General features: G+C 35.0%; 15 protein-coding genes. 14 read left to right on the top strand and 1 reads right to left on the bottom strand.

Annotation, left to right across the window (positions count from 1 at the left end):
• Positions 1-448: 448 nt before the first annotated feature.
• The 5 genes from rpmH (at position 449) to jag (ending at position 2,784) form a co-directional block, all read left to right on the top strand.
• The gene (rpmH, locus tag APRE_RS08870) at positions 449-583 is read left to right on the top strand and encodes a 50S ribosomal protein L34 (RefSeq protein WP_004836563.1); all 135 of its coding nucleotides are present in this window, start codon (positions 449-451) and stop codon (positions 581-583) included.
• A gap of 76 nt (positions 584-659) precedes the next feature.
• Positions 660-1,010 (top strand): ribonuclease P protein component, encoded by a 351-nt coding sequence (gene rnpA / locus APRE_RS08865; RefSeq protein WP_015778652.1) that lies wholly within the window; start codon positions 660-662, stop codon positions 1,008-1,010.
• The gene (gene yidD / locus APRE_RS09550; protein WP_015778651.1) at positions 1,000-1,215 is read left to right on the top strand and encodes a membrane protein insertion efficiency factor YidD; all 216 of its coding nucleotides are present in this window, start codon (positions 1,000-1,002) and stop codon (positions 1,213-1,215) included. Before rnpA ends, yidD begins: the two co-directional genes overlap by 11 nt.
• A gap of 20 nt (positions 1,216-1,235) precedes the next feature.
• A complete protein-coding gene (locus tag APRE_RS08860) occupies positions 1,236-1,973 on the top strand; it encodes a YidC/Oxa1 family membrane protein insertase (protein ID WP_015778650.1) in 738 nt (245 codons plus the stop codon).
• Positions 1,954-2,784 carry an RNA-binding cell elongation regulator Jag/EloR gene (jag, locus tag APRE_RS08855; RefSeq protein ID WP_015778649.1) on the top strand — a complete coding sequence of 277 codons (831 nt, stop codon included), beginning with the start codon at positions 1,954-1,956 and terminating at the stop codon, positions 2,782-2,784. Before APRE_RS08860 ends, jag begins: the two co-directional genes overlap by 20 nt.
• A 71-nt stretch (positions 2,785-2,855) precedes the next feature.
• On the opposite strand, the gene APRE_RS08850 is transcribed toward jag, so the two are convergent.
• On the bottom strand, positions 2,856-4,550 hold the full coding sequence (locus APRE_RS08850; RefSeq protein ID WP_015778648.1) for a Na/Pi cotransporter family protein: 1,695 nt from the start codon (positions 4,548-4,550) through the stop codon (positions 2,856-2,858).
• 165 nt (positions 4,551-4,715) lie between these two features.
• Between APRE_RS08850 and mnmE the strand changes: the two genes are divergently transcribed.
• From mnmE to APRE_RS08805, 9 genes are all read left to right on the top strand, one after another.
• Positions 4,716-6,074, top strand: a complete 1,359-nt coding sequence (gene mnmE, locus APRE_RS08845; RefSeq protein ID WP_015778647.1) for a tRNA uridine-5-carboxymethylaminomethyl(34) synthesis GTPase MnmE — start codon at positions 4,716-4,718, stop codon at positions 6,072-6,074.
• On the top strand, positions 6,064-7,950 hold the full coding sequence (mnmG, locus tag APRE_RS08840) for a tRNA uridine-5-carboxymethylaminomethyl(34) synthesis enzyme MnmG (RefSeq protein WP_015778646.1): 1,887 nt from the start codon (positions 6,064-6,066) through the stop codon (positions 7,948-7,950). Before mnmE ends, mnmG begins: the two co-directional genes overlap by 11 nt.
• Positions 7,943-8,575 (top strand): 16S rRNA (guanine(527)-N(7))-methyltransferase RsmG, encoded by a 633-nt coding sequence (gene rsmG / locus APRE_RS08835; RefSeq protein WP_015778645.1) that lies wholly within the window; start codon positions 7,943-7,945, stop codon positions 8,573-8,575. Before mnmG ends, rsmG begins: the two co-directional genes overlap by 8 nt.
• A gap of 16 nt (positions 8,576-8,591) precedes the next feature.
• The gene (locus APRE_RS08830) at positions 8,592-9,305 is read left to right on the top strand and encodes a CPBP family intramembrane glutamic endopeptidase (RefSeq protein WP_015778644.1); all 714 of its coding nucleotides are present in this window, start codon (positions 8,592-8,594) and stop codon (positions 9,303-9,305) included.
• Positions 9,306-9,424: 119 nt separating this feature from the next.
• Positions 9,425-10,630, top strand: coding sequence for a CinA family nicotinamide mononucleotide deamidase-related protein (locus APRE_RS08825; protein WP_015778643.1), 1,206 nt, complete (start codon positions 9,425-9,427; stop codon positions 10,628-10,630).
• Positions 10,611-11,432, top strand: a complete 822-nt coding sequence (locus APRE_RS08820) for a ParA family protein (RefSeq protein ID WP_015778642.1) — start codon at positions 10,611-10,613, stop codon at positions 11,430-11,432. The genes APRE_RS08825 and APRE_RS08820 overlap by 20 nt, the downstream gene beginning before the upstream one ends.
• A gap of 1 nt (position 11,433) precedes the next feature.
• Complete coding sequence (locus APRE_RS08815) at positions 11,434-12,276, top strand: ParB/RepB/Spo0J family partition protein (RefSeq protein WP_015778641.1); 843 nt, start codon at positions 11,434-11,436, stop codon at positions 12,274-12,276.
• Positions 12,263-12,775: a cyclodeaminase/cyclohydrolase family protein gene (locus APRE_RS08810; protein ID WP_015778640.1), complete on the top strand. Its 513-nt coding sequence runs from the start codon at positions 12,263-12,265 to the stop codon at positions 12,773-12,775. The genes APRE_RS08815 and APRE_RS08810 overlap by 14 nt, the downstream gene beginning before the upstream one ends.
• Positions 12,775-13,242 carry a DUF4446 family protein gene (locus tag APRE_RS08805; RefSeq protein WP_015778639.1) on the top strand — a complete coding sequence of 156 codons (468 nt, stop codon included), beginning with the start codon at positions 12,775-12,777 and terminating at the stop codon, positions 13,240-13,242. The genes APRE_RS08810 and APRE_RS08805 overlap by 1 nt, the downstream gene beginning before the upstream one ends.
• The last annotated feature ends 57 nt before the right edge of the window (positions 13,243-13,299 follow it).

Genomic DNA, 13,299 nt, shown 5'->3' with positions numbered 1-13,299 from the left:
TTATACTATAATCAAGCGATTTAATCAACTTATCCACATTTTTTATTATATTTTTGGGAAAACTTATTTTTTCACTTTGAAAAGGCCGAAATTTCTAGTGGATATGTGGATAAGTCTGTGTATTTATTTATCCTTCTTCATACTTTTTTCAGAAATCACTAATTTAAGCCAAAACGAAAATTAATAATCGATGATTTTTAAATTTTATTCATAAGAAATTTTTGTTTACAACTTGTGTAAAATTATTCTATCCCCAATTTTATCCACATTGAAAATATATGCATGATTAACCCTGATATTTGATTATTTATCCAAAGACCTAATGCATAAATTATTCATAGGGGTAATCTATCCTTAGCGATGTAATATTTTTTGCCTATATATCTTGACAGATTAGCTTTATTTCAATATAATAGTATGAGTCAAAAAAAGAGTAGGAGGTGTAAGCATGAAGAGAACTTATCAACCAAATAGAAGAAAGAGATCTAAAGATCACGGCTTTAGAAAAAGAATGTCAAGCCCAGGCGGTAGAAGAGTACTTAAAGCTAGAAGAAGAAAAAACAGAAAAAGATTATCTGCTTAGGCTAAAATAGTAATATATAGATTAGAGAGAGGGCCTTTTTTAAGGCTCTTGTTTATATGTATTTTAGATTTTTAATATGGAAAAAAGAATTAGTTTAAGAAAAGATTTAGATTTTCAAAGAGTATACAAGAAAAACAAAGCTTTCTATAATAGGGATTTCACTGTACTTATCAAAAACAACGGCCTAAACCATCCTAGATTTGGAATTACTATTAGCAAAAAAATCGGCAAGGCCAACCAAAGAAATTCACTAAAAAGGAAGTTAAGAGAGATTCTTAGGCTTAATTATGCTTCTATAAATGGAGTAGATATAGTAATTATTCCTAAGAAACATACGACAGATTTTACTTATGACAAATTAAAAAAATCCTTGGGTCATGTTTTGAGTAAGGCTTTTAAGAAAAATATAGTCTATTATGATAAATAGGTTGTTTATAAGACTTATTAAGTTTTATCAAAAGTTTATTTCTCCCCAATTAGGACCTTCCAAGTGCAAGTTCTACCCGACTTGTTCCCAATACGCACTGGAAGCTTTCAGAAAATACGGGTTTTTGAAAGCGTTTATCAAGTCTTTTTGGAGAATATTAAGATGCAATCCATTCTCTAAGGGTGGATATGATCCAGTAGATTAAATGAAATAGATGGAGTTTATATGATTAAGTTTATAGCCGGCATTTTAGGTCAGCTTATGAGATGGATATATGATTATCTCGCGGCGAATTTCACAGAACCTACAAATGTTAGTTTTTATGCCATAGCGATAGTAATAATGACTTTGCTTGTGAGTCTTTTAATTATACCAATGACCGTTAGCCAACAAAAACAAGCTGAAAGAACTAAGGTTTTCAAGCCAAAGATGGAAGAAATCCAGAAAAAATATGGCTACGATCAACAAATCATGCAACAAAAGATGCAAGAACTATATAAGGAAGAAGGAGTTACTCCTGGTCTTTCTGGTTGTCTTGTAATGATAATCCAAATCCTTATACTTTTTGGATTGTTTAGAATGATGAGCGATACAACTAAATATGTATTCACAGAAGGCCTTGATAATATCAGAACCAATTTCTACTGGATACCAGACCTACTTCAAAAAGATCCATATTGGTTCGGCCTACCACTACTTACATCTTTATCCCAAGTTGGTGTACAACTTTTCTCAATGAAGACCAATCCACAAATGCAACAAGCAGGAGGGGCAATGGGAGGAATGAATAACATGCTTTTACTCATGCCTTTGATGTATTTCTTTGTATTTAGAGGTCTCCCTGCAGGTCTACCACTATATTACACCCTAAGTTCTTTATTTAGATTAGTAATAATGGTTATAATGCATTTTTCAATGAGAAATAAAAAAATGGAGTTAGAAAATGAAAAAGTCAATAATTAAAAGCGCCAAAACTAAAGAGAAGGCTATAGAGCTTGCTCTAGAAGAAATTGGCAAGAGTCGAGATGAAGTAGAAGTTGAGATTATTGAAGAAGAATCTACTGGATTTTTAGGTCTTATTGGAAGTAAGGATGCAGTAGTAAGAGTAAGCTACGAAGAAGACATCAAAGAAGCTTTATCTAATCTTGAAAGAGAGATCGAAGATACTAAATTCACAGCAAATGAAGACGATAGCGAAGAAGAAATCATAGACAACAAAGAAGAATTTCCTGAAGTTACAGAAAACAAAGAAGAAGAATTAGAAGTAGAAGAAAAGACAGAGCCTGTTGATTACGGAAGAGCCAAGCAAAAGGCTGATATAGACAAGTTCTATGAGGCAAAGGACCTATTAGAGAAAATCCTTCTAGCTATGCATTTCGAAGATGTTACTGTTATAGGAAATCTAGAAGATAATATCATAAAGCTTGAAGCCAAAGTTTCTGAGAAAGATACAGGAATTGCTATAGGTAAGGCCGGTTCGACCCTAGATGCGATTGAACTTATTATAAGAAAAGCTATAGATTCAAGAAGAAACAATGTTAGAATTAATATTGATATTAACTCATACAAGAAGAGAAGAGATGAGAAAATAATAGACCTTGCTGCAGATACTGCTAGGAAAGTTCAAAGAAGTAAGAAATCTTGGAATTTAAGATATATGAATTCCTACGAGAGAAGACTTGCCCACGAAGAGATAAGTAAATATCCAAATGTATCAAGTCACTCTGAAGGAACTGATCCTAAAAGATATGTTGTAGTTGACTATGTAGAATAAGCTTGTGACCTTTCACAGGCTTTTTTATTTTGCGAAAAATAAAAAAGCAAAAAGCCGGTTGATCCGGCTTTTTAAAATGTTTCATGTGAAACTTGATCGAATTTAGAGTGGTTATCTGTATGGACTTTAACAGGATCCATGGTTAGTCTTGCGATGTTATAAGCATGGTCTCCGGTTCTTTCCATGGTCGATAAGATGTCGTTAAATACATATGAAGCTATACTTGTCATATCTTCACCATTGGCAAGTCTCTTGTAGTGGGCCTTTCTTAGTGTGGTCTCCATAAGGTCAAGAGCTGCCTCGTCTTCGCCGAGTCTTCTAAATACGGCTTGGTCTTTGCTATCAAAAACTTCTATAGCGTTAACAAAGTTATTGATTACTAAATCATATATGTCTTCCAAGTCTGACAAGGCTTCTTCGTTATAACTTGCGTTAGATTCATATATTTCTTCATAGTACTCACCCAAATTTTGAGCAAGGTCTGAGATTCTTTCTACATTTATTTGAATCTGTAAGTAGTTTTGAACTTCAACTTCCAAATCCATTGGCCCAGAGTTTTGGGCTATAGCTAAAAGATAGGCTTGGATTTTGGTATCCATATCATTTACAATAGACTCTGCTTGGTTAGCAGTTTCTAAATATTTTCTATCTTTTTCTAATAAGTAAAGCTTTGTTTGCTTTATTGTCTCTAGGGCAACCTTAGATTCCTTAAGAATCGCAGCCTTTATTTGATCAAGAGCAGCCAAAGGGAAAGTTTCTATTAGCTTATTATCTAGCTCTATATCTCCGAGATCAGAGAATATTGAATCCTTACCTGGGATAAGCTTTCTCAAGAACTTACCTATATACTTGATAAGAGGTAGGAATAAAATCATACCTATAAAGTTAAAGGTAAAGTGGCCCACTGCTATTGTCATCAACTTGTTTGTTCCCAAGAAATCCGCTATTGTTCTTACTAGGCTTTCGTAAGGGTCTAAGAAGATCAAAAATATTACTGATATGAGCACATTAAAGAATACATGGAAAGTTGATGTTCTTCTAGAGGATAGTGATCCACCAAGTGAGGCTAAGACTGCAGTTATACATGTACCTATATTTGCACCAAACATAAGTGCTAGGGCAAGCTTTAAGTCTATGGCCCCTGAAGCAAATAAGGACTGAGTAATACCGATAAAGGCAGATGATGATTGGATCAAGGCTGTAAGTCCTGCTCCGGCGATTACTGCTATTATTGGGTTTCTAGCCATATTAGCTACTGCTTTTTCAAAACCGTCTATTTTACTTAACTCTGATAGGGATGATCCCATCATTTCAAGTCCTATAAATAGTAGGCCGAATCCTACTAGAATTTCTCCGATATATTTATTTTTTCTTTTCGCTGAAAACATCGTAAAAAGTACGCCTAATAGGGCGATGAAATACGATAGATATCCTAAATCGAAACCAATCAATATAGATGTAACGGTTGTACCAATATTTGCACCCAAAATGACACCTATAGCCTGTTCGAGACTCATAACTCCTGCTCTTACAAAACTTATGGCTATAACTGTCGTCGCTGATGAGGATTGGATTAAACCAGTTATGACTATACCAACTAAAACTCCCATTATCGGATTGGAAGTATATTTCTCTACATATCCTCTTAGCTTAGGTCCTGCAAAGTTCGTTAAAGCATCTCCCATGAGGGAAATACCAAATAGGAATATGGCTAGACCTCCTGCTATGAGATTCCATTGTAGAGAGCTTAATGATTGTAGTTGCATAATCCCTCCAAAAAATTATATTACATACTTAATATATCATATAGAAGGGGATTTTTCTAGAAATTTTTCATGTAAGCCTATAATTATTGACAAATTAGGATTTTCCACTATAATTCTTATGTTACAAACCACTAGTCAAAGTAGTGTATAGTTAAAGGAGTAATTATGGAAGAAAGAACAATTGCTGCAATATCTACTCCATCCGGGACTGGTGGTATATCCATAGTCAGGATGAGTGGAAGTAAGTCTTTTGATATTATCAGTCGAGTGTTTAGTCCTATAAATGGAAAGGAGCTTGACAAGGATAAGGATAATCGAAAGATGCGCTATGGAGTTATTAAAGACAGGAAAGGCGAGACAATCGATGAGGTGATGGTCTGCTTTATGAAGGGACCATTTACCTATACCAGGGAAGATATTTGTGAGATTAACTGCCACGGGTCATTTGTTTCGGTCAAAAAAATCTTAAATCTCTTGCTAGATGAGGGCTGCGATATGGCAGAAGGGGGAGAGTTTACTAAAAGAGCCTTCCTCAATGGAAGAATCGACTTATCCCAGGCGGAAGCTGTCCTAGATATAATAAATTCTACCAACGATCTTAGCCAAAAGGAAAGTATTCACCAATTACAAGGTTCTGTCAAAGAAAAAATCTCATCAATCAGACAAGATCTCTTAGATGCCCTTTCAAGATTAGAATATTCTATTAATTTTACAGAAGATGGAGAAGATCTCTCACCAGATGAGATAATTTCTTATATGGAAAAGGCTAAAGCTACTATAGATAAGCTTTTAAACACCTCTAATAAAGGAAAAATCCTTAGAGATGGAATAAATACAACTATTATAGGAAAACCAAATGTAGGAAAATCTTCCTTACTAAACAAAATGCTGAAGGAAAATCGCGCTATAGTTACAGATGTTCCAGGTACGACTAGGGACCTTATTACAGAATATATTTCTTTTGGTGATTTCACCCTAAAAATCAATGATACGGCTGGTATTAGAGAAACTGATGACTTGGTCGAGAAGATTGGAGTGGATAAGTCTATAGAACTTATTGACGAATCTGATCTAATAATAGCGATCTTTGATACATCTAGACCTTTTGATAAGGAAGATGAGAAAATCATAGACTTAATCAAGGGAAGGAATGCTATCATAATCCTAAACAAGGCTGACCTTGAAGATAAATTCTTTCATGATTTCGATCAAGTTACGATAAAGACTTCTATGGCCCAGGATGAAGGAATTGATAAGCTAGAAGAAGCAATAACTGAGATGTTTAATACCAAAGATATAAAAAGGGAGTCTGTTCTAATAACAAATACCCGTCACGAGAGACTCTTGAAAGAAGCTTCTAATAAATTAAGTGAGTCTCTAGTAGATATTAAAAGAGGAATTCCGCTTGATGCTTGTGAGGTCGATCTAAGGGGAGCCTATGATGATTTAGGATTTATAATCGGAGAAGCTGTTTCGGATGAAATAATGGATAAAGTATTTAAGGAGTTTTGCGTTGGAAAATAAATATAAAGCAGGAAGCTATGACGTAGTAGTCGTAGGAGCGGGCCATGCTGGTTGCGAAGCAGGTCTTGCTGCGTCAAGACTAGGTCTTAAAACACTAATTTTAACAACTAGTATGGAATCAATAGCAGACATGCCATGTAATCCCAACATAGGCGGGACTGGCAAAGGTCACATTGTAAGAGAAATTGATGCTATGGGTGGTCAAATGGCCCTAAATATCGACAAGACTTTTATCCAATCTAGAATGCTCAATACCAGCAAGGGACCAGCTGTTCACTCCCTCCGCGTTCAGGCAGACAAGAGACTCTACCACGAAGAGATGAAAAAAACTCTTGAGAAAGAAGTTGACCTATTCGAACAAGAAGTAGACAAGATAAATTATGAAGACGGCAAGATTGTTTCATGTGAAACAGTAGAAGGAGCAATCTTTGAAACAAAAGCGCTTATAATAGCTACGGGAACTTATCTAAATGGGAAAATACTCATAGGAGATTACGAGAAAGTATCAGGTCCTCACGGTCTATCTGCTGCCACCTACCTCTCAGATTCCTTAGAGGAATTGGGATTTAAGCTTAGAAGATTTAAGACAGGTACACCAGCTAGAGTAGATAGAAAAAGCCTCCATTTAGAAAAAACTGAAATTCAAAAAGGAGACGATGAGGTAATTCCTTTCTCTTTCCTAAACGAAGGAAGAGATTTCTCAGATAGACACCAGGAAAATTGTTATTTAACTTATACTAGACCTGAAACCAAACAAATCATCATGGATAACCTAGATAGGTCACCAATCTATGGAGGTCATATCAAGGGGGTCGGACCAAGATATTGTCCTTCGATTGAGGATAAGATGGTAAGATTTCCTGACAGGGATATCCACCAAGTATTTATTGAGCCGGAAGGACTCACTACTGATGAGATGTATGTCCAAGGAGTATCCTCATCCCTACCTCAAGAAGTTCAGTTTGATTTCTACAAAACTATAATTGGTCTTGAAGATGTCAAAATTATGAGACCAGCTTACGCTATTGAATACGACATGATAGATACCAGAAATCTCTATAGGACTTTGGAGTCAAAAGACTATGAGGGTCTTTATTTCGCAGGTCAGATTAATGGATCAAGTGGTTATGAAGAAGCAGCGGGCCAAGGGCTCATAGCAGGTATTAATGCAGCTCTTAAAATCAAGGGAGAAGATCCTTTTATTCTGGATAGGTCTGATGGATATATAGGAGTCCTAATAGATGATTTGGTTACAGAAGGTACAGAAGAGCCTTATAGGATGATGACATCAAGATGCGAATACAGACTAACTATGAGACAAGATAATGCAGACCAAAGACTTACAGAAAGAGCCTACAAGATAGGACTTGTGAGTGAAGAAAGATACCAAAAAATGGTAGACAAAAGAACTGCCATAGATAAGGAGATAGAAAGACTTAAAACTGTTATGCTAACTCCAAAAGAGGAAACTAACAAAAAGTTGAAAGAATTAGGAACTACTCCTTTAAATAATGGAATGAGCCTCCATGACCTATTAAAAAGACCTGAGTTGGATTATGAAATGCTAGAGGTGTTCGATCCAGAAAGACCAAAGCTACCAAAGTTTCAACAAATACAAGCTCAGACTGAAATAAAATATGAAGGATATATCAAAAAACAGATGGCTGATATAGATAAGTTCAAGAAGCTGGAGGGTAAGAAGCTAAGGAAGAATATTGATTATTTCAAAATTCCAGGTCTAAAAAAGGAATCAGCTGAGAAACTAAACGATATACAACCAGAATCTATTGGTCAAGCTTCTCGTATTTCTGGAGTATCTCCGGCAGACATCAATGTCCTATTAATCAGACTTAAGACAGGAGAGTTAGATGGATAAGGCTTATAAAATATATATGGATTATTTGCTAGAGGTAAACAGCCACACCAACCTTACGGCAATAACAGATCCTAGTGAAATTGAGACCAAACACTTCAAGGATTCATTGACAGTACTAGATTACATCAAAGAAGGAGATAGGGTCCTAGACATAGGGGCTGGGGCTGGTTTTCCTGGCATACCTCTAAGGATTGAAAAAGATATCGACCTTACCCTAATTGATTCAGTAAACAAAAAAGTAAAGTTTATGAATGAAGTGATAGAAAAATTAGGCCTTACAAAGGCTAGAGCTATCCACACAAGGGCTGAAGATTTCGCCAAAGAGGAAAGAGAGACTTATGATGTTGTAGTATCAAGGGCTGTGGCAAACATGGCCACCCTTTCCGAATATTGCCTTCCAATGCTTAAAGTCGGTGGGATTTTCATAGCTCTTAAGGGACCTAGGGCAGATGAAGAATTAGAAAATGCTCAAAAAGCTATAGATATTTTAGGCGGCAGAGTTATAAAGCTTGATAGATTTGATTTGGACGGTAATGAGAGAGTAAATATAGTAGTAGAAAAAATAAGGAGAACTAAGAAGAAATATCCAAGAGGAAAAAATCTACCTAAGAAATCCCCTCTGTGATGTTTCATGTGAAATTATGATAGCGGTAATTTTTTTAATAGTAAATATACTTTATGATATAGGAGTCGGGATTCTTTCAGGATTAATTCTAGGAGAGGTCCAACCCCTTTACTATCTAGTAATAACTCAAGTAAGTAAATTAATTTTTGTAGGAATTTTCGTAAAGATTAGATCTAAAAAGTATAGAGATGATTATATAAAAATAGGGAGTTTAAAAAAGGATTCCTATAAATTAGTAATCATCGGTCTAGGTCTTGCAGGCTTTGGAAACCTATTAGTTTCAGCCATAATGAAAATATTTGAAGATAATGCTTATGTTAATAATGTAATAGAGACCTTGAACCAAGCTCTTTCATTTTCCAATAACTACGAGTATGTCTTGATGATTTTTAGCGTAGTAATACTAGCACCAATTCTAGAAGAGTATTTATTCAGAGGAATACTTTTTGCAGAGCTAAAGAAAAGTCCCAAGGCAAAGATAATAATTACGGCCCTTACTTTTGCTATCTATCACCTAAATTTAATCCAAGGACTTAACACTTTATTCATAGGTTTAGTTCTAGGATATATATATTATTATAGAAGGAATGTAAAGGAAGTCATCTTAGTCCATATGGTGAATAATTTAGTAGCGGTATTTCCTAATGAGGTCTTGGGACTAGCTTGTATTATAGCGATAGGATTTGCCATCAAGTTTTTAATTGATTTTAGAAAAAATCCAAGAAATTAATCCGAGAGTTTTAAAGGAGCTATTGCAGAATTACCATAATTTATGGTAGGACCCTTGTCCGTAGTTTTGCAAGAGCCCCTTTTTTTGTGGTAAAATATAAGATAGCAAAAGGAGTAAATATGCAAGCTTTAATTTGCTCAGTGGGAACTGAGATTTTATTAGGAAATATAGTAGATACAAATTCACAATACATAGCAAGCCATCTCAAAGACATGGGAATAAATGTCTATAAGATGGTAACTGTTGGTGATAACTTTAAAAGACTTGAAAAAGTCCTAAAAGAAGATTTTTACGATTATGTCTTCATAACAGGGGGTCTTGGACCAACAGAGGACGATATAACTAAAGAAGTAGTAATGAAGGTCGCAAATAAAAATAAACTGCTAGTAGATAAAGATTCTCTTAGAGCTTTGGAAGAATATTTTTCTAAAGATGACAAAGCTATAGATATTAATAAAAAACAGGCAATATTTCCTGAAGATGCCATAATACTTAAAAATCCAAAAGGAACAGCGCCAGGTTGTATTATAGAATCTGACAAGACTAAGTTTGTACTCTTGCCAGGTCCACCTCACGAGATGACATACATGTTTGATAAGGAAGTCGCAAAACACATTATGAAAGATTCCTTTATCAAATCTGTCACAGTAAAAACAGCCTTCCTAGGTGAATGGGATATGGCAAGCAGGGTAGACCTTTCAGGGGAAAATCCTACCATAAGTCCTTATGCTACAGATAATGGATGTATACTAAGGATAACTGCAAGCGGAAAAAGTGAAGCTGAAGTTGACAAGCTTTTAGCTAGGGGAATAAACGATGTAAAAGAATCTCTAGGAGATTATATTATAACTTTCGAAGATAAGAGAAAAGAAGAAGTTCTAATAGATATACTTAGAGAAAGAAAAGAGTTTGTAGCGACTGCAGAATCCTTTACTGGTGGTTTAATAGCTAGCTCTATAATTGATATTGATGGGGCAAGTGATGTTATTAAGGAAAGTTATGTTACCTATGCCAATTCTTCAAAACACGATTTATTAAATGTTTCATATGAAACAATAGAAAAATATGATGTAGTAAGCAAGGAAGTTCTTAAGGAAATGCTTGATGGACTTTATAAAAAAACTAAGGCAGAACTTACTATAGCCACAACCGGTTATGCCCATCTGGGGAAAGTTTTTGTAGGAGTCTTGTATAAGGGAGAATACATTCCAAAAGAATATAACTTCAAAGGAGATAGAAATAGAGTTAGGTTGAGAGCAAAAAACAGGGCGATTGATTTAGCTATAACATTAATGAGAGGTAAGTATGATAATATCAATATTTAATCAAAAAGGTGGAGTAGGAAAAACTACTAGCGTAGTAAATCTTTCGGTAGCCTTGGTAAAAGAAGGAAAAAAAGTCCTCGTAATAGATATTGACCCTCAGGCCAATACAACCACAGGATTGGGAGTTGATAAAGAGGGCGATTCAGTTTATGACTTATTTAATGAGATTCTAGATGATAAGAATGAAAAAGAAGAAGAATTAGAAGAAAATAAAAAAGTTAGAACAGAAGATGAAAAGAGAATTGATTTTTCTAAATATATAAAAGAAACTGAATCAGGAGTACTTCTTATTAATTCCGAGTCTTCTCTATCAGGTCTTGAAGTTGAGCTTGTAAATCTAGATCCAGTTTCAAGGACAGAGGTCTTAAAGGAAATTATAGGAAAACTTGAAGAAGAATACGATTTTGTTTTAATTGATTGTCCACCAAGTTTGGGACTTCTATCGATCAATGCTCTTGTTGCTAGTGATTCGATAATAATTCCTATTCAGACAGAATATTACGCCCTAGAAGGAGTAAGTGAATTGATGAATACCTACAAGCTAGTTAAGGATTCCTTAAATAAGGACCTTGAGATAGAAGGAGTCCTTTTAACCATGTTTGACAAGAGGACAAATTTATCCTATGAGGTTGTTGAGGAAGTAAAGTCATATTTTAAAAACAAGGTATTTAAGACAATGATTCCGAGAAATGTAAGACTTGCAGAAGCTCCATCATATGGGAAGTCTGTCTTAGAATATGAGGAAAGATCAAAGGGAGCAACAGCTTATAAGATGCTCGCCCAAGAATTGATAGGTGGATAAGATGACAGGAAGAAAAACCTTAGGCAGAGGCCTATCGGCTCTCATACCTGAAATAGAAGAAGATATAAGAAGTATAGAAAAAATCGATATTGATTTAATACAAGCAAGGAGCGACCAGCCTAGGAAGAATTTCGAAAATATAGAGGAATTGGCAGAATCTATAAAGGAATATGGCCTCCTAAATCCTATTGTGTTAAGTAAAAAGAATGACAAATACGAGATCATAGCTGGAGAGAGAAGATATAGGGCAAGTGTCTTAGCTGGACTTAAGAAAATCGACGCTATAGTTAGAGATTTTGATCAAAAAGAAATAGACATCCTTTCTCTAGTAGAAAACATCCAAAGAGAGGACCTAAGTGCTCTTGAGGAAGCCCAGGCTTACAAGAAACTCATAGACGATTTCTCCATGACCCAGGAAGAAATTTCCAAGTCCATGGGTAAGTCGAGGTCTTATATAGCTAACACCATAAGACTACTTAAACTTAATAATGATGAAAGAGAGGCTTTGGCTGATAGAAAAATTTCCGCCTCCCAAGCTAGAACTCTCCTATCTATAAAGGATGAGGAAGAAAGAAAGAAAGCCCTAGATGGTTTCATAAACAAAAAATTAAATGTAAGAGATGCAGAAAAAATAAGCAATAAGAGTAAGGGTAAAAGAGAACCAGAAGGCCTAAGCGATATAGATAAGATCCTCTTAGAAGATTATGAGGAGAAATTTATGGAAAAAGTTGGATCTAAGGTAAAAATAGATAAAACTGGTAAGACCTACAAACTAATAATAGATTGTTTCACAGTTGATGATATAGAAAATATTTATTGGAGACTTGGCGATGAAGATAGTTGACATGAGTGTAGAAAGACTCCTTACAGAAATCAAAAATATGAGACCGAATCCTGGAGGAGGAGCTGTTGTAATACTTGTGGCCAATATGGCAGTCAATCTCATTAATATGATGGGAGATGTTTCATGTGAAACAAAGATTAGCGAGAGGCTCACAGAATTAATTCAAGAAGATGTAGACGCAACTAAAAGGTTAATAGCCGAGATAAAGAGGAAAAACTTCGAAGAAAAATTCTTTTTAGAAGCGGCAAGACCTCAGATAGAGATGGTGGACATCTCTCTTAAGGCCCTAGAAGAGTTTTCTGATATCCTTAAAAGGGGGAAGAATCTATCGGATGGGATTATAGCGAACAATCTCCTTAGGGAGGCTATAAGATCTGCCATGCCTACCATTGAGCTCAATCTCAAATATACCAAAGAGACTTATGATTATGACTATTTTCTAGAAAAGTGCGAGAACTTGTATCAAAAAAATGTTAAAATTATCGAAGGAAGGAAATAATGACAGGAGTATTTATAGGAATATTATTCGTCCTAGTGGTGGTTGAATTTGCCTTTATTATGTCTATGAATAATAGGATAAGAAGGCAAAAGCAAAGATACGACCATCTCTTAAGAGGAAACAATGCAGACCTTAACTTAGAGGAACTTTTAGTTTCAATCAACGAAAGGATTGAAAATTCGAATAAGGAAATTAGAACAATAGATCAAAGGGCAATAGAGGCTAAGGACACCACTATGGGTGCAGTAAGTAATATGGCTGTTGTAAACTTTGATGCATTTGATGGACAGACTGGAAGTTTATCTTTTACCTTATGTTTGCTTGATAATTTCCATAATGGTATAGTTTTGACTAGTCTTTATTCAAGCGAAGGCTCCACAGTTTACCTTAAGGAAATTGTTAATGGAGCAAGCGAAAAAGACCTAGCCACTAATGAGCTAGAAGCATTAAATAAAGCAAAAAGTTAATTAAATAACTAAGCTTACGTTTAAAAATTAATGGGTATAGTTATATTATAGAAATAA

The sequence above is a fragment of the Anaerococcus prevotii DSM 20548 genome (assembly GCF_000024105.1).
Classification (GTDB): Bacteria; Bacillota; Clostridia; order Tissierellales; family Peptoniphilaceae; genus Anaerococcus; species Anaerococcus prevotii.
The sequence above is the reverse complement of the archived record's forward strand: the minus strand, read 5'-3'. Positions and strand labels throughout refer to the sequence as shown.

What these genes read in the sequence shown, in the direction of transcription:
- rpmH (WP_004836563.1), top strand. Translation starts at nt 449, where the DNA reads ATGAAGAGAACTTATCAACCAAATAGAAGAAAGAGATCTAAAGATCAC.
- rnpA (WP_015778652.1), top strand. Translation starts at nt 660, where the DNA reads ATGGAAAAAAGAATTAGTTTAAGAAAAGATTTAGATTTTCAAAGAGTA.
- yidD (WP_015778651.1), top strand. Translation starts at nt 1,000, where the DNA reads ATGATAAATAGGTTGTTTATAAGACTTATTAAGTTTTATCAAAAGTTT.
- APRE_RS08860 (WP_015778650.1), top strand. Translation starts at nt 1,236, where the DNA reads ATGATTAAGTTTATAGCCGGCATTTTAGGTCAGCTTATGAGATGGATA.
- jag (WP_015778649.1), top strand. Translation starts at nt 1,954, where the DNA reads ATGAAAAAGTCAATAATTAAAAGCGCCAAAACTAAAGAGAAGGCTATA.
- APRE_RS08850 (WP_015778648.1), bottom strand. Translation starts at nt 4,550, where the DNA reads ATGCAACTACAATCATTAAGCTCTCTACAATGGAATCTCATAGCAGGA.
- mnmE (WP_015778647.1), top strand. Translation starts at nt 4,716, where the DNA reads ATGGAAGAAAGAACAATTGCTGCAATATCTACTCCATCCGGGACTGGT.
- rsmG (WP_015778645.1), top strand. Translation starts at nt 7,943, where the DNA reads ATGGATAAGGCTTATAAAATATATATGGATTATTTGCTAGAGGTAAAC.
- APRE_RS08830 (WP_015778644.1), top strand. Translation starts at nt 8,592, where the DNA reads ATGATAGCGGTAATTTTTTTAATAGTAAATATACTTTATGATATAGGA.
- APRE_RS08825 (WP_015778643.1), top strand. Translation starts at nt 9,425, where the DNA reads ATGCAAGCTTTAATTTGCTCAGTGGGAACTGAGATTTTATTAGGAAAT.
- APRE_RS08820 (WP_015778642.1), top strand. Translation starts at nt 10,611, where the DNA reads ATGATAATATCAATATTTAATCAAAAAGGTGGAGTAGGAAAAACTACT.
- APRE_RS08815 (WP_015778641.1), top strand. Translation starts at nt 11,434, where the DNA reads ATGACAGGAAGAAAAACCTTAGGCAGAGGCCTATCGGCTCTCATACCT.
- APRE_RS08810 (WP_015778640.1), top strand. Translation starts at nt 12,263, where the DNA reads ATGAAGATAGTTGACATGAGTGTAGAAAGACTCCTTACAGAAATCAAA.
- APRE_RS08805 (WP_015778639.1), top strand. Translation starts at nt 12,775, where the DNA reads ATGACAGGAGTATTTATAGGAATATTATTCGTCCTAGTGGTGGTTGAA.